The 14,881-nt window shown below is 65.8% G+C and carries 13 protein-coding genes; 7 read left to right on the top strand and 6 right to left on the bottom strand.

Annotated features, from left to right (window positions below; translation table 11 throughout):
* Positions 1–41: 41 nt before the first annotated feature.
* A complete protein-coding gene (locus ACWYRN_RS22130; protein ID WP_488689885.1) occupies positions 42–1,403 on the bottom strand; it encodes an MFS transporter in 1,362 nt (453 codons plus the stop codon).
* A 141-nt stretch (positions 1,404–1,544) separates the two neighbouring features.
* On the opposite strand from ACWYRN_RS22130, the gene cyoA reads away from it, so the two are divergent.
* The 7 genes from cyoA to ACWYRN_RS22095 are packed head-to-tail and all read left to right on the top strand — an operon-like array spanning position 1,545 to position 8,291.
* Complete coding sequence (gene cyoA, locus ACWYRN_RS22125; RefSeq protein WP_488689883.1) at positions 1,545–2,570, top strand: ubiquinol oxidase subunit II; 1,026 nt, start codon at positions 1,545–1,547, stop codon at positions 2,568–2,570.
* Positions 2,571–2,572: 2 nt separating this feature from the next.
* Positions 2,573–4,576, top strand: coding sequence for a cytochrome o ubiquinol oxidase subunit I (gene cyoB / locus ACWYRN_RS22120; protein WP_488689881.1), 2,004 nt, complete (start codon positions 2,573–2,575; stop codon positions 4,574–4,576).
* Positions 4,569–5,207, top strand: a complete 639-nt coding sequence (gene cyoC / locus ACWYRN_RS22115; protein ID WP_488689879.1) for a cytochrome o ubiquinol oxidase subunit III — start codon at positions 4,569–4,571, stop codon at positions 5,205–5,207. The genes cyoB and cyoC overlap by 8 nt, the downstream gene beginning before the upstream one ends.
* Positions 5,204–5,620: a cytochrome o ubiquinol oxidase subunit IV gene (gene cyoD, locus ACWYRN_RS22110; RefSeq protein WP_488689877.1), complete on the top strand. Its 417-nt coding sequence runs from the start codon at positions 5,204–5,206 to the stop codon at positions 5,618–5,620. Before cyoC ends, cyoD begins: the two co-directional genes overlap by 4 nt.
* Positions 5,620–6,432, top strand: coding sequence for an SURF1 family protein (locus tag ACWYRN_RS22105; RefSeq protein WP_488689875.1), 813 nt, complete (start codon positions 5,620–5,622; stop codon positions 6,430–6,432). The genes cyoD and ACWYRN_RS22105 overlap by 1 nt, the downstream gene beginning before the upstream one ends.
* A complete protein-coding gene (locus tag ACWYRN_RS22100) occupies positions 6,416–7,762 on the top strand; it encodes an ATP-binding protein (protein ID WP_488689873.1) in 1,347 nt (448 codons plus the stop codon). Before ACWYRN_RS22105 ends, ACWYRN_RS22100 begins: the two co-directional genes overlap by 17 nt.
* Positions 7,755–8,291 carry a response regulator transcription factor gene (locus ACWYRN_RS22095; protein WP_488689872.1) on the top strand — a complete coding sequence of 179 codons (537 nt, stop codon included), beginning with the start codon at positions 7,755–7,757 and terminating at the stop codon, positions 8,289–8,291. Before ACWYRN_RS22100 ends, ACWYRN_RS22095 begins: the two co-directional genes overlap by 8 nt.
* Positions 8,292–8,395: 104 nt before the next feature.
* Here ACWYRN_RS22095 and ACWYRN_RS22090 read toward each other — a convergent pair whose 3' ends face one another.
* From ACWYRN_RS22090 to kdpB, 5 genes are read right to left on the bottom strand one after another with little or no spacing between them, the layout of a single operon-like run.
* Entirely contained in the window at positions 8,396–8,722 is a 327-nt protein-coding gene (locus tag ACWYRN_RS22090) for a DUF5710 domain-containing protein (protein ID WP_488689871.1), read from the bottom strand.
* 49 nt (positions 8,723–8,771) lie between these two features.
* The gene (gene kdpE / locus ACWYRN_RS22085; RefSeq protein WP_488689870.1) at positions 8,772–9,467 is read right to left on the bottom strand and encodes a two-component system response regulator KdpE; all 696 of its coding nucleotides are present in this window, start codon (positions 9,465–9,467) and stop codon (positions 8,772–8,774) included.
* The gene (locus ACWYRN_RS22080; protein ID WP_488689869.1) at positions 9,460–12,162 is read right to left on the bottom strand and encodes a DUF4118 domain-containing protein; all 2,703 of its coding nucleotides are present in this window, start codon (positions 12,160–12,162) and stop codon (positions 9,460–9,462) included. The genes kdpE and ACWYRN_RS22080 overlap by 8 nt, the downstream gene beginning before the upstream one ends.
* Position 12,163: 1 nt before the next feature.
* Entirely contained in the window at positions 12,164–12,760 is a 597-nt protein-coding gene (gene kdpC / locus ACWYRN_RS22075; protein WP_488689867.1) for a potassium-transporting ATPase subunit KdpC, read from the bottom strand.
* A gap of 12 nt (positions 12,761–12,772) precedes the next feature.
* Positions 12,773–14,878 (bottom strand): potassium-transporting ATPase subunit KdpB, encoded by a 2,106-nt coding sequence (gene kdpB, locus ACWYRN_RS22070; RefSeq protein ID WP_488689866.1) that lies wholly within the window; start codon positions 14,876–14,878, stop codon positions 12,773–12,775.
* Positions 14,879–14,881: the final 3 nt, after the last annotated feature.

Here is a 14,881-nt window from a genome sequence, read left to right as displayed (position 1 = left end):
CGATGCGCCTGCACCGGGCCGGACGTTTCATTCTCGTTCGATCATTCGCCGTCGGTCTTGATCTCGAGCTTGCGGTTCAGCGACAGCGCCGCCAGCGAACCCACGGCGCCAGACAGCAGGTACAGGCTCACATAGCCCAGGCCGAAGTGCGCCGACAGGCCCAGAGCGACCAGCGGTGCGAACGCGGCGCCGACCAGCCAGGCCAGGTCCGAGGTCAGCGCGGCGCCGGTGTAGCGGAAGCGCTTCTGCAGGTTCGAGGTCACGGCGCCGGCAGCCTGGCCGTACGAGAGGCCGAGCAGGGCGAAGCCGATCAGGATAAAGGCGTTCTGGCCGGCTTCGCCGCCGTCGATCAGCATCGGCACGAAGGCCGAGAAGATCGCGATCAGCGCCGCCATGGTGCCGAGCGTGGTGCGGCGGCCGACCTTGTCGGCCACCAGGCCGGAAATCAGGATGCAGACGGCGGCAATCGCCGCGCCCCACATCTGCAGGTAGAGGAAGCCGCTGACCGGGCGGGTGTCGTACAGCTGGATCCAGGACAGCGGGAACACGGTGACCAGGTGGAACAGCGCGTAGCTGGCCAGGGCGGCCAGGGCGCCGATGACGATGTTCGAACCCTGTTTCGACACGAGTTCGCCGACCGGGGCCGGGTCGAGTTCGTGCGAGTCGAGCAGGTGCGAATACTCGGTGGTCGATACCAGGCGCAGACGGGCGAACAGGGCGACCACGTTGATCGCAAAGGCCACGAAGAACGGGAAGCGCCAGCCCCAGACCAGGAAGTCGTCGGTCTGCAGGTTATCGAGCAGGTAGGCGAACAGGCCGGCGGCGATCAGGAAGCCGAGCGGCGCGGCCAATTGGCCGAGCATGGCGTACCAGCCGCGCTTGTGCTCGGGCGCGTTCAGCGCGAGCAGCGACGGCAGGCCGTCCCAGGAGCCGCCCTGGGCCACGCCCTGGGCGATGCGCATCAGTGCCAGCAGCACGATGGACGTTGTGCCGATCTGGGCATAGGTTGGCAGGAAAGAAATGGTCACGGTTGCCGTCCCGAGCAGGAACAGGGCAATCGTGAGTTTTATTTCCCTACTGAAGCGCTGCTGGATGGCCATGAAGATCACGGTGCCGAGGGGGCGCGCGATAAATGCGAACGCAAAAATCGTAAACGAGTAGAGTGTGCCTTCGAGCCGATCTGCCCAGGGGAAGAAAACTGCTGGAAAAACCAGCACCGAGGCGATGGCATACACGAAGAAATCGAAATATTCGGAGGCGCGGCCAATGACCACACCCACAGCTATTTCACCGGGCGAGATGTGCGCATCCCGGGCATTGATGTTACGGGCGCCACTGTGTGGCGCGGTGACGGGAGCGGCGCCTGCGCCGCCGTACGTCGTCGAGCTGTGCGAGCTTTGCATAAATGGGTCTCCAGGTAAGTCAATGGCCCTCAAGAATCCCCCTGGCCTGGGCAAGGGTGGGACAAAACGTCCAATGTGCAACGAAGGCCGATGGCATTACAGTAGCATGTTCTCATTCCCATGTAACGTTAGATACCTAGCATGATTCCTAAAATAGTCCGTCCCGGACTTTCACTCCTCCTGCTTGCGGTGCTGTCCGGCTGCAACACGGTGGTGATGAATCCAGCCGGCGACATTGCAAAGCAGCAGGCAGACCTGATCACCGTATCGGTTCTGCTCATGTTGATCATCATCATTCCGGTGATGATCCTGACCGTGGTTTTCGCCTGGAAGTATCGCAAGGGCGCCAACGCACGCTACGAGCCCGACTGGGACCACTCGACCAAGCTCGAACTGGTGATCTGGGGCGCGCCCCTGCTCATCATCATCGCGCTGGGCCTGATCACCTGGATCAGCACCCACAAGCTCGACCCGTATCGTCCGCTCGACCGCATCGACGCCAACCGTCCGATCACGGCCGAACACAAGGTGCTCGAAGTGCAGGTCGTGTCGCTGGACTGGAAATGGCTGTTCATCTATCCGGAGCAGGGCATCGCCACCGTCAATGAGCTCGTCACGCCGATCGACACCCCGATCCGCTTCAAGATGACCTCGTCGACCGTGATGAATACCTTCTACATCCCGACCTTGGCCGGCATGATCTACACGATGCCTGGCATGGAGACCACCCTGAACGCGGTGATCAACAAGGCCGGCGACTACAAGGGTCTCTCGGCCAACTTCAGCGGCGACGGTTTCTCGCACATGCACTTCGCTTACCGCGGCGTGTCGGCGACCGACTTCGACGCCTGGGTCGCCAAGGCCAAGGCCAGCGGCAACACCCTGGGCCGCGCCGAGTACCTGACGCTGGAAAAACCGTCGGAAAAAGAGCCGGTCCGTCACTACGGCAGCGTGCAGCCGGCCCTGTTCAACGCCATCCTGAACCGCTGCGTCGCCGAAGGCGCCGTCTGCGCGAACCACCAGATGGCTTCCGACATGACCCGCCTGCGCAATGACGTCGCCCTGAAGAACCTGCCGGCCGAAACACGCCGCCAGGTCGCCGCGAATGCGGCGCTGGGTGCGACGACGGAAGTCTGCGAAACCCCTACCAATTCTGTGAAGAAGTAACCATGCAAGACTCTTTTGACTTGACGAAGCTTATCTTCGGACGGCTCAGCTGGGATGCGATTCCCTTCCATGAGCCGATCCTGATCGCTACCTTCGCAGGCGTGCTCGTCGGTGGTGCGGCCCTTCTCGGCCTGATCACCTACTTCCGCCTGTGGGGCAAACTGTGGAACGACTGGTTCACCAGCATCGACCACAAGAAAATCGGCATCATGTACATGGTGCTCGGCCTCGTCATGCTGCTGCGCGGCTTCGCCGACGCACTCATGATGCGCGCACAACAAGCCATGTCCTTTGGCGAGAACGCCGGCTTCCTGCCACCGCACCACTACGACCAGGTCTTCACCGCCCACGGCGTGATCATGATCTTCTTCGTGGCGATGCCGCTGGTGACGGGCCTGATGAACTACGTGGTGCCGCTGCAGATCGGCGCGCGCGACGTGGCCTTCCCGTTCCTGAACAACTTCTCGTTCTGGATGACGGCCATGGGCGCGGTGCTGGTGATGGCTTCGCTGTTCGTCGGCGAATTCGCGCGTACCGGCTGGCTGGCCTATCCGCCGCTGTCGGGCATCCTGGCCAGTCCGGGCGTCGGGGTCGACTACTATATCTGGGCGCTGCAGGTGGCCGGGGTAGGTACCTTGCTGTCCGGCGTTAACCTGATCGTCACCATCGTCAAGATGCGCGCGCCAGGCATGGACATGATGAAGATGCCAGTCTTCACCTGGACTTCGCTGTGCACCAACATCCTGATCGTGGTCACCTTCCCGATCCTGACCGCGACCCTGGCCATGCTGGGCATGGACCGCCTGTTCGACACCGCCTTCTTCACGAACGACCGCGGCGGCAACGCCATGCTGTACGTGAACCTGATCTGGATCTGGGGCCACCCTGAGGTCTACATCCTGATCCTGCCGGCCTTTGGTATCTTCTCGGAAGTCGTCTCGACCTTCTCGGGCAAGCGCCTGTTCGGCTACACCTCGATGGTGTACGCGACCTGCGTCATCATGGTCCTGTCCTACCTGGTCTGGCTGCACCACTTCTTCACCATGGGTAGCGGCGCGAGCGTCAACTCGTTCTTCGGTATCACGACGATGATCATCTCGATCCCGACGGGCGCGAAGATCTTCAACTGGCTGTTCACGATGTACCGCGGCCGTATCCGCTTCGAACTGCCGATGATGTGGACGATTTCGTTCATGCTGACCTTCACCATCGGCGGCATGACCGGCGTGATGCTGGCGATCCCTGCGGCCGACTTCGTGCTGCACAACTCGCTGTTCCTGATCGCCCACTTCCACAACGTCATCATCGGCGGCGTGGTGTTCGGTCTGTTCGCAGGTATCAACTACTGGTTCCCGAAAGCCTTCGGCTACAAGCTCGACGAATTCTGGGGCAAGATCTCGTTCTGGCTCTGGTCGATCGGTTTCTGGGTTGCGTTCACGCCACCGTACATCCTGGGCTTCATGGGCGTCACCCGCCGCATGAGCCACTTCGAAGATCCTGAACTGCAATGGCTGTTCCAGATCTCGTTCGTGGGTACCCTGATGATTGCCGGCGGTATCGGCGCGCTGCTGATGCAGTTCTTCATGACCTGGAAAAACCGCAAGAAGCTGCGTGACGTCACCGGCGACCCATGGGATGGCCGTACCCTGGAATGGTCGACCTCGTCGCCACCGCCAGACTACAACTTCGCCTTCACCCCGGTGGTGTACGACAACGACACCTTCGCCGACATGAAGAAAGCCGGCTGGAAGCGTCCGCTGAAGGACTACGTGGCGATCCACATGCCGAAGAACACCTGGGCTGGCTTCGTGATCTCGGCCATCGCCATGGTGATCGGCTTCGCCATCATCTGGCACATGTGGCTGCTGACCGGCCTCGCGTTCATCGCGATGATGGTGGCGATCGTCGTCCATACCTTCAACTACAAGCGTGACTACTACATCTCGGCCGAAGAAGTGACCCGTACCGAGAATGAGCGTACTAAACTGCTGGAAGCCCATGTCTAACACCAACGCAACCTTCCCAGGCGCCGCTGGCGGCGCCAATGCCGTGCGCGAATACCACGTGCGCGAGCATCACCCGGAACAGGGCACTTTGCTCGGTTTCTGGATCTACCTGATGAGCGACTGCCTGCTGTTCGCATCGCTCTTCGCGGCCTATGCAGTGCTGGGCCGTAACTTCGCGGGCGGCCCGTCGGGCGCCGAGCTGTTCGACCTGCCGCTGGTGGCGATCAATACCGGCTTCCTGCTGGTGTCGTCGATCACCTTCGGCTTCGCGATGATCTCAGCCCAGGCGAAAAAGCTGGCCAAGGCGCAGCTCTGGCTGGGCATCACCGGCATCCTGGGCGCCTGCTTCCTGGCGCTGGAGATCTATGAGTTCTACCACCTGATCCACCAGGGCGCCGGCCCGTCGCGCAGCGGCTTCCTGACCGCGTTCTTCTCGCTGGTCGGCACCCACGGCCTGCACGTGCTGTTCGGTATCGTGTGGCTGGTCGTCCTGATGTTCCAGCTGGCCAAGCACGGCCTGAACGTCGAGAACATGCGCCGCCTGTCGTGCCTGTCGCTGTTCTGGCACTTCCTGGACGTCGTCTGGATCTTCGTCTTCACCTTTGTCTACCTGATGGGAGTGCTGCCATGAGCAACCAACACCACGACCATGGCCATGACGCGCTGCACGGCCACACCCACGGCGACGCGCCTGGCGTGCATTACAGCCTGAAGGACTACACGACCGGCTTCGTGCTGGCCGTGATCCTGACCGTCATCCCGTTCTGGCTGGTGATGGGCAACGTGCTCGATCCGTCGACCACCAAGTTCGTCATCCTCGGCTTCGCCGGCGTCCAGCTCATCGTGCACATGGTTTACTTCCTGCACATGAACTCGAAGTCGGAAGGCGGCTGGAACATGATGGCGCTGATCCTCACCATCGTCCTGCTGGTGATCGTGCTCTCGGGCTCGATCTGGGTCATGCACCACATGAACGCCAACATGATGCCCGGCATGGGCGACGCCGCGGCCGTGACCGGCCACGGCAACCACGACATGCAATAATGTCGAGGCACGATCCGGTAGCGGCCACCCCGCCACGCAAGACCGCGCGGGCGATCCTCGCGATCCTCGGGCTGCTCCTGATCGTGCTGTTCGCAGGGCTGGGAACCTGGCAGGTGGTACGCCTGCAATGGAAACTGGCCCTGATCGAACGGGTGGAGTCGCGTGTGCACGCGGCTCCCGTTCCACCGCCCGCCGCTTCCCGCTGGGCGCAAGTCTCCAAAGAAAACGACGAATACCGGCATGTACGTCTGGCCGGGCACTTCCTCTACGAATTCACGACGCCTGTCCAGGCGGTGTCCGACCTCGGCGCCGGCTTCTGGCTGCTCACGCCTTTCTGCACGACCGACGGCTCCATCGTTCTGGTGAACCGCGGCTTCATCGCGTCCACCGGCAATACCGCTGCGCGCTTCCCGGGGCGCCGTGCTTCCGCTGATGCCTGCGCCGCCGCTTCCGGTGCGCCGCATACGCTCACCGGTTTGCTGCGCATCGCCGAACCCGGCGGCGGCTTCCTGCGCGAAAACGATCCGGCGCGCAACCGCTGGTTCTCGCGCGACGTGGCCGGCATCGCCGCCGCGCGCGGCCTGACCAATGTTGCACCGTACTTCGTCGACGCGGCCAAGGGGCAAGAGCCCGCTGGCGCGCCCGACCAGCCCGTTGGCGGCCTGACCGTCATCTCCTTCCCGAACAACCATCTCGTGTATGCCGGCACCTGGTATGCATTGGCTTTGATGGTTGCCGGCGCGTGGTGGTATATTGCGCGCTTAGGTAAAGGAGAGACCGCTCGGTCGCGCAACAATGGCAGTAAAGTTTGATCTACTAACAAGAATAACGCCTTCGATCGCTTCTGCCGAAGAAGCCCACGTCGAATACGCCGCCGGCCACAAGAACATGCTGCAGCTCATCGAGCTGCGCTGGATTGCGGTCATCGGCCAAGTCACGACCATCGCCGGCGCGATCCTCGTCTTCGACATCAACCTGCCGCTGGTGCACATGCTGCAGGTGCTGGCCTGCCTGATCGCCTTTAACATCGCCAGCCACCTGCGCTGGCACGAGCGGCGCCCGGTGGCCAACAGCGAACTGTTCATGGCGCTGCTGGTGGACGTGGCCACGCTCACCGTCCAGCTGTATCTGTCGGGCGGCACCACCAATCCCTTCGCCTTCCTCTACCTGCTGCAGATCATCATCTCGGCCGTACTGCTCGAAGCCTGGTCGACCTGGACCATCGTCGCCATCACCATCGCCTGCCTCGGCGCGCTGGCCGTGTACGCCCAGCCGCTGGCGCTGCCGTTCGACCATGCGCGCGGCATCGCCAGCCTGTACGTGCAGGGCATGCTGATCTGCTTTGCGCTGAACGCGGCGCTGCTGGTCATTTTCGTGTCGCGCATCAGCGGCACGGTGAAGGCCAAGGCGGCCCAGCTGGCGGAACTGCGCCAGCGCGCGGCCGAAGAAGACCATATCGTGCGCATGGGGCTGCTGGCCTCGGGCGCCGCGCACGAACTCGGCACGCCGCTGGCCACGCTGTCGGTGATCCTGGGCGACTGGAAGCGCATGCCGGAATTCCGCAACAGCCCGGACCTGCTGGAAGAAATCGGCGAGATGCAGACCCAGCTCCAGCGCTGCAAATCGATCGTCAGCGGCATCCTGCTCTCGGCCGGCAAGGCGCGCGGCGAGTCGGCGGTGCGCACGACCATCCATACCTTCCTCGACGGCCTGGCCGAGGAATGGGAAGACAGCCGGCCCGTGAAGGAGTTCGTGTACGAGAACTCCATCGTCGACGACATGCCGGTCGCCTTTGACTCGGCCCTGAAGCAGACCGTCGACAACCTGCTCGACAATGCGCTGGAAGCCTCGCCGACCGGCTGGGTGGGCATGAGTGCGAGCGTCGAAGACGATCACCTGTGCGTGGTGGTCACCGACCGCGGGCCGGGCTTCGCTCCGTCCGTGCTGGCCCAGTTCGGCAAGCCCTACCAGAGCACCAAGGGGCGCCCGGGGGGCGGCCTGGGCCTGTTCCTGGTGGTGAACGTGGCGCGCACCCTGGGTGGCGCGGTGGTGGCGAGAAATAGAGAAGAGGGTGGTGCGGAGGTGAAGTTGACGATTCCACTGGAAGCGATTCGCCTGGCCGGGGAGGGCGAGCATGCCTGAGACGCCAGTCTTGTTGATCGTCGAGGACGACGAAGCCTTTGCGCGCACGCTCGGGCGCTCGTTCGAGCGGCGCGGCTACAAGGTGCTGCACGCGCCCGGGTATGAAGAAGCCGCCGTGATCCTGCGCGAGCACGACCCGGGCTATGCGGTGGTCGACCTCAAATTGAAGGGAAATGCCTCGGGCCTGTCTTGCGTGCAGATGCTGCATGCGCACGATCCGGAAATGCTGATCGTGGTGCTGACCGGGTTTGCCAGCATCGGCACGGCGGTGGAGGCGATCAAGCTGGGGGCCTGCCAGTACCTGGCCAAGCCGTCGAATACCGACGATATCGAGGCCGCCTTTGGGCACGTGGCGGGGAGCACGGATGTCGAGGTAACGAACCGCTCGACGTCGATCAAGACGCTGGAGTGGGAGCATATCCACGCGGTGCTGGCGGAGACGGATTTCAATATCTCCGAGGCGGCGCGGCGGCTCGGGATGCACCGCAGGACGCTCGCGCGCAAGCTGGAAAAGCAGCGCGTCAAGTAGGGTGGACGGGTGTCCCGTCCACGCGTTGATCGTTATCGATTGCTTTTTCGTGCCGGGTGATCTTGCGGCAAACTATCGACGCGTGGACGGCATAGCCGTCCACCCTACAGCGACTGCAGCATCTTGCGGAAGGTTTGATGCGCTTCGAGCCAGCCACTGTCGATCAGTTTCGGCCTGCACTCGGCGCATTCCTCGAACGGGTTGCAGGCGTGGGCCAGCTCGACGTACTTCGAACCGACCACCGGCTTGGCCGCGCGTGCATCGCGCGACGACGGCTCGCCGCCAGCGTCGCCGCCACCCGCCAGCCACTTCGCAAACGGCTCCACCGCCACGCCGTCCGGCACATACCAGCTCTTGCGGGTGGGATTCCAGCGCGCGCCCAGCGCCTTGGCTTCGTCTTTTTCCGCGTACGGAACCTTCAATACTTTCATTACGGCCTCGTGTTCTGATTGCGGCCGTATTGTAAACCGCCAGGCCGCATCAGGGGACCAGCACCAGCCGGTAGCCGACCGCCGTCTCGGTAATCAGGTGCCGCGGCTGGGCCGGCTCGTCCTCCAGCTTGTGGCGCAGGTGGCCCATGTACACGCGCAGGTAGTGTCCGTTCTCTCCGTTCGACGGTCCCCACACCGCACGCAGCAATTGCGGATTGGTCATCACCTTGCCCGCATTCGCCACCAGGGTCGACAGCAGTTTGAACTCCGTCGGCGTCAGGTGCACGCGGCTGCCGTTCTTCGTGACGATACGTTCGACCAGGTCGACCGCGATCTCGCCGAAGCGCACGGTGGCGTCCGCCGTTTCCGGCTGGCGCTGGCGGCGCAAGGTCGCCCGGATACGCGCCAGCAGCTCGCCGGTGCCGAAGGGCTTGGTCAGATAGTCGTCGGCCCCGGCGTCGAGTGCGCGGATCTTGGCCTGCTCGGCATCGCGCGCCGACAGCACGATGATCGGCATGCCCGACCACTTGCGCACGTCCTGGATGAAATCGACGCCGTCGCCGTCGGGCAGGCCGAGGTCGAGCACGACCAGGTCCGGGCGGCGCGTGCCGGCGTCGATCAGGGCGCGTTTCAGCTCGCCCGCCTCGTGCACCTGCCAGCCTTCCTGCTCGAGGGCGGCGCGCACGAAACGGCGGATCTGCGGTTCGTCTTCCACCAGCAGGGCGGTGGGGCGTGGTTCACTCATGGACTTCGTTCTCCAGTTGATGCATGTCGGGCAGGGCCGGCGGCGTGCCGCGCGGCAGCGAGAAGGTGATCATGGCGCCGCCCTCGGGCGCCTGGCCCGCCGTGATCCTGCCGCCGTGCGCCTCGACGATGGCGCGGCAGATCGCCAGGCCCAGGCCCACGCCCGGCATGGCGGACTCCTGCTGGCCGCGCGCGAACTTCTCGAACAGCGCTTCCTCGCGGCCCGGCGGCAGGCCAGGGCCATCGTCGCTGACGCCAACCTCGACCCGGTCTTCGCGCACGCTTGCCGCAATCGTGATGGTGCTGCCAGGGGGCGTGTATTTTGCCGCATTCTCCAGCAGGTTCGACAGCACCCGTTCCAGCAGCACGGCGTCGAAGTGCAGCAACGGCAAATCCGCCGGAATGCGGGTGCGGATGCTGCGCGCGCCCAGCGCCTGGCGCAGCGGACGCAGCGCGCTGCCCACGGTTTCTTCCAGTGCCTGCCATTGCCGGTTCAGGCGCACGGCGCCGCTTTCGATGCGTGCCATGTCGAGCAAATTGGCGACCATCGTCGCCAGCCGCCGTGCTTCCTCGTGCAGGGCGGCGGCCGTCTCGCGTTCGTTCGCGGCCAGCGGCGGCTCGGTGCGCAGCAGCGATTCGGACAAACCGACCAGGCTGGTGAGCGGCGTACGCAAGTCGTGCGACAGCGCCGCCAGCAGCGAATTGCGCAGGCGCTCGGACTCCATGCTCACCAGCGCGGCCTGGGCCACCTCGATGTAGTGCACGCGTTCCAGCGCAATCGCGGCCAGTGCCGCATAGGTGTCGAGCTGCTGGCGCTGTTCCGGCAGCGGCAGCCAGCGCCCGCCATCGGGCGCGATGGCCAGCACGCCGCGGGTGCGCATCGGCGCCCTGAGTGGCAAATAGAACAGCGGGCTGCCCGGTAAGGTGTGGGTGCCGTGGCCGGCCGGGCTGGCGTGGTCGAAGGCCCATTGGGCGACGCCGGCGTCCAGGCCGGCAAGGTCGTCGTTGCCGGACACCAGCTTGCCATCCGCATCCGGCAGCAGCAGCACGGCGCGCGCACCGAAGGCGCCGGCGATGGTGGCGCGGGTCGACTCCAGCACCTGCTCGTTCTGCAGCGCGCCAGAGAGTTCGCGCGCGAATTCGTAGAGCGAATGGGCGCGCGCCTCGCGCCGGCGCGCCACCTGGGCCTGGAAGCGCAGGCCGGCCGTCAGCTGGCCGGTGATCAGGCCCACGGCCAGCATCACGCCGAAGGTGATCAGGTACTGCACGTCGCTCACCGCGAAGTTGTAGCGCGGCGGGACGAAGAAAAAGTCGAAGCCGGCCACGCAGACGCAGGTGGCCAGCACCGAGGGGCCACGCCCGAAGCGCACCGCCACCAGCAGCACGACCAGCAGGAACAGCATGGCGATGTTGGCCAGGTCCAGCCAGTTCGATAGCGGCGAGAACAGCAGCGCGGCGCCCAGGCCGATGAGTCCCGCCCACAGGTAGCGCAGCCGGTTCGGGTTTGCCGACGCCGCGCCCGGGGATTCCTGTGCGGCGCGCGGCCGGGAGGCCGCGCCGGCGCCGACTTCGAGCAGGTCGATGTCGGGCGCGAGCCGCGACAGCCTGGCGTGCAGCGGCCGGGACAGGCGCAGCCGCTGCCCATGCCGGCGGCCCAGCACCAGGCGTTGCAGGTTGTGCGCGCGCGCATAGGCCAGCAGCGCCTGGGCCGGCTCGGCGTCCGGCAGCACCGCCGTGGTCGCGCCCAGTTCCTGGGCCAGTTTCAGGACGCCCAGCGTGGCTTCGCGCCGTGCATCCGGCAAGCGCTGCAATGCAGGCGTTTCGACGTACACCGCGTGCCAGGCGCAATCGAGCTGGCCGGCCAGGCGCGCGCAGTTGCGCACCACGTGTTCAGCGCCATCCCTTGGCCCGACGCAGGCCAGCAGGGCGCCGTCGGTCTTCCACACCGGCGCGATGGCCTGCTCGACGCGGTAGGCGCGCACGTCGTCGCCGATGCGCTCGGCCGTGCGGCGCAGGGCCAGCTCGCGCAGCGCGATCAGGTTCCCCTTGCGGAAGAAGTTGTTCGACGCCCGCTCGGCCTGGGCGCCCTGGTAGACCTTGCCGGCCTTCAGGCGCGCCAGCAGTTCGTCGGCCGGCACGTCGACCAGCACGACTTCGTCGGCCCCGTCGAACACGCTGTCGGGCACGGTCTCGGCCACTTTGACGCCGGCGATGCCGGCAACGACGTCGTTCAGGCTCTCCAGGTGCTGCACGTTCAGGGTGGTGAAGACGTCGATGCCGGCCGCCAGCAGCTCCTCGACGTCCTGCCAGCGCTTCGGGTGGCGCGAGCCGGGCACGTTCGAGTGGGCCAGTTCGTCGACCAGGACCAGCGCCGGCCGGCGCGCCAGGGCGGCGTCGAGGTCGAACTCGGGGAGGTCGCGGCCGCGGTAGGGCAGGCTGCGCGCCGGCAGCAGGTCGAGGCCGGCGAGCAGGGCGGCGGTATCCTGGCGCCCGTGGGTCTCGACCACGCCTGCCAGCACGTCCGCGCCGTTTGCCGCCAGCTTGCGCGCCTCGAGCAGCATCGCACAGGTCTTGCCGACGCCCGCCGACGCCCCGACGTAGATGCGCAGGCTGCCGCGCGCGTCGCGTTTTTCCTGCGCGCGCACCTGGGCCAGCACGGCGTCGGGGTCGGGTCGGCTCATCATGTCTGCGATCATGTCAGCGAGTATGCGGCATCTGGTCCTCACTTGCCATATCGAGTGCCAGGTTCAGGGCCAGTACATGGACCCACGCCTCGCCGAACACCCCCAGCCAGGGCCGTTCGGTATGCGCTTCGACCAGGCCCAGCACGCGCTCGCGCGGGAAACCGCGCGCGGCGGCTACCCGGTTGACCTGATACAGCGCCGCGGCGGGGCTGATGTGCGGGTCGAGGCCGCTGGCCGAGGCGGTGACCAGGTCGACCGGAATGGCGTCGCGATTATTCGGATCGGCTGCACGCAGGGCGGCGATGCGGCCTGCCACCGCCTCCTTCAGGGCAGGATTGCTCGGGCCCTGGTTGGCGCCCGAAGAACCGGCGGCATTGTTCGGCGCGGGCGCCGTGGCCGATGGCCGGCCCCAGAAGTAGCGCGGCGAGGTAAACGACTGGCCGATCAGCTGCGAACCGACGACCTTGCCGTCGTGTTCGACCAGGCTGCCGTTGGCCTGCCGCGGCATGATCAGCTGCGCCAGGCCTGTCACGGCCAGCGGGTAGGCCAGGCCGCACAGCAGGGTGAGGACCGCGAATACGGCGAGGGCGGGACGAATGGCATTCTTCATGATGTTTCCGGATCAGGCGAGGTTGAAGAGAACGAGCAGCATGTCGATGGCCTTGATGCCGGCAAACGGCAGCAGCAGGCCGCCCACGCCGTACACCAGCAGGTTGCGGCGCAGGAGGGCGGTGGCGCCGATCGGGCGGTAGGCAACGCCTTTCAGGGCCAGCGGAATCAGGAACACGATGATCAGGGCGTTGAAGATCACCGCAGACAGGATCGCGGACGAAGCACTGTGCAGGCCCATGATGTCGAGCGCCCCCAGTTGCGGATACACGCCGACAAAGGCTGCCGGGATGATGGCGAAGTACTTGGCGATGTCGTTGGCGATCGAGAAGGTGGTGAGCGAGCCGCGCGTCATCAGCATCTGCTTGCCGATCTCGACGATCTCGAGCAGCTTGGTCGGGTTCGAATCGAGGTCGACCATGTTGCCGGCTTCCTTGGCCGCCTGGGTGCCCGAGTTCATGGCTACCGCCACGTCGGCCTGGGCCAGCGCCGGGGCGTCGTTGGTGCCGTCGCCGGTCATCGCCACCAGGCGGCCTTCGCCTTGGTAGCGGCGGATCAGGGCCAGCTTGTCCTCGGGCGTGGCGTCGGCCAGGAAGTCGTCGACGCCGGCTTCGGCCGCAATCGCCGCCGCAGTCAGCCGGTTGTCGCCGGTGATCATCACGGTCTCGATGCCCATGCGGCGCAGCGAACCGAAGCGCTCGCGGATGCCGCCTTTCACCACGTCCTTCAGTTCGACCACGCCCAGCACGCGGGCGCCGTCGGACACGGCCAGCGGCGTGCTGCCGCGCCGCGCCGCATCGTCCACGGCGCGCGCCACGGCCTCCGGCCACGTGCCGCCGAGCGCCTCGACGTGCTTGCGTACGGCGCTGGCGGCGCCCTTGCGGATCACGCGCGTGGTTCCGTCGGCCGCGATGTCGACACCGCTCATGCGGGTCTGGGCAGTGAAGGGCACGAAATGGGCGCCGAACGACGCCAGCTCGCGTTCGCGCATGGCGAAGCGGGTCTTGGCCAGCACCACGATGCTGCGGCCTTCCGGCGTTTCGTCGGCCAGCGAGGCCAGTTGCGCCACATCGGCCAGCTGCGGCTCGGTCACGCCCGGCGCGGGGAGAAAATCGCTGGCCTGGCGGTTGCCGAGGGTGATGGTGCCGGTCTTATCGAGCAGCAGCACGTCGACGTCGCCGGCCGCTTCCACCGCGCGGCCCGAGGTGGCGATCACGTTCGCGCCCATCATGCGGCTCATGCCGGCCACGCCGATGGCGGACAGCAGGCCGCCGATGGTGGTCGGGATCAGGCACACCAGCAGCGCAACCAGGGTCGTCACCGAGACCGGTGCGCCGCTGCCGGCGGCGTCCACGGCGAAGATCGAGAACGGCAGCAGGCTCACCGTCACCACCAGGAACACGATGGTCAGCGCCACCAGCAGGATGGTGAGCGCGATCTCGTTCGGCGTCTTGCGGCGCTGGGCGCCTTCGACCATGGCGATCATGCGGTCGAGGAAGGTCTCGCCGGGGTTGGCGCTGACGCGCACCACCAGCCAGTCCGACAGCACGCGGGTGCCGCCTGTGACGGCGCAGAAGTCGCCGCCGGCTTCGCGGATCACCGGGGCGGACTCGCCGGTGATGGCGCTTTCGTCGACCGAGGCGATGCCTTCGACGGCTTCGCCGTCGATCGGGATCACGTCGCCGGCTTCGACCAGGATCACATTGCCCTTGCGGAGATCGGCCGCGCTCAGGGGCAGCCAGCTGCTGCCGTGGCGCGGTTGGTCCAGCTTCTTGGCCATGGTGGCGACCTTCAGGCCGCGCAGCGAGGCGGCCTGCGCCTTGCTGCGGCCTTCGGCCAGGGCTTCGGCGAAGTTCGCGAACAGCACCGTGAACCAGAGCCAGACGGCGATCGCCAGGATGTAGCCGGACGGCGCGTCGCCGGCGCCGCCCAGGGATTGAATGAACAGCAGGGTCGTGAGGATGCTGCCGGCGTAGACCACGAACATGACGGGGCTGCGCAGCTGCACGCGCGGGTCGAGTTTGGCGAATGCGGCTTTTACGGCCTGCAGGATCAGGCGCGATTCGAACAGGCGCAGGCTGCGCTTGGCCGCGGGGCTTGGGGACAGAATTGCGGACATCGA

This window comes from Massilia sp. BAP21 (assembly GCF_057801335.1).
This window is presented reverse-complemented; position numbering and strand designations above follow the sequence as displayed.

Bases quoted from the DNA above. Each gene is read 5' to 3' on its own strand.
- ACWYRN_RS22130 (WP_488689885.1), bottom strand. From the start codon at position 1,403: ATGCAAAGCTCGCACAGCTCGACGACGTACGGCGGCGCAGGCGCCGCT.
- cyoA (WP_488689883.1), top strand. From the start codon at position 1,545: ATGATTCCTAAAATAGTCCGTCCCGGACTTTCACTCCTCCTGCTTGCG.
- cyoB (WP_488689881.1), top strand. From the start codon at position 2,573: ATGCAAGACTCTTTTGACTTGACGAAGCTTATCTTCGGACGGCTCAGC.
- cyoC (WP_488689879.1), top strand. From the start codon at position 4,569: ATGTCTAACACCAACGCAACCTTCCCAGGCGCCGCTGGCGGCGCCAAT.
- cyoD (WP_488689877.1), top strand. From the start codon at position 5,204: ATGAGCAACCAACACCACGACCATGGCCATGACGCGCTGCACGGCCAC.
- ACWYRN_RS22105 (WP_488689875.1), top strand. From the start codon at position 5,620: ATGTCGAGGCACGATCCGGTAGCGGCCACCCCGCCACGCAAGACCGCG.
- ACWYRN_RS22100 (WP_488689873.1), top strand. From the start codon at position 6,416: ATGGCAGTAAAGTTTGATCTACTAACAAGAATAACGCCTTCGATCGCT.
- ACWYRN_RS22095 (WP_488689872.1), top strand. From the start codon at position 7,755: ATGCCTGAGACGCCAGTCTTGTTGATCGTCGAGGACGACGAAGCCTTT.
- ACWYRN_RS22090 (WP_488689871.1), bottom strand. From the start codon at position 8,722: ATGAAAGTATTGAAGGTTCCGTACGCGGAAAAAGACGAAGCCAAGGCG.
- kdpE (WP_488689870.1), bottom strand. From the start codon at position 9,467: ATGAGTGAACCACGCCCCACCGCCCTGCTGGTGGAAGACGAACCGCAG.
- ACWYRN_RS22080 (WP_488689869.1), bottom strand. From the start codon at position 12,162: ATGATCGCAGACATGATGAGCCGACCCGACCCCGACGCCGTGCTGGCC.
- kdpC (WP_488689867.1), bottom strand. From the start codon at position 12,760: ATGAAGAATGCCATTCGTCCCGCCCTCGCCGTATTCGCGGTCCTCACC.
- kdpB (WP_488689866.1), bottom strand. From the start codon at position 14,878: ATGTCCGCAATTCTGTCCCCAAGCCCCGCGGCCAAGCGCAGCCTGCGC.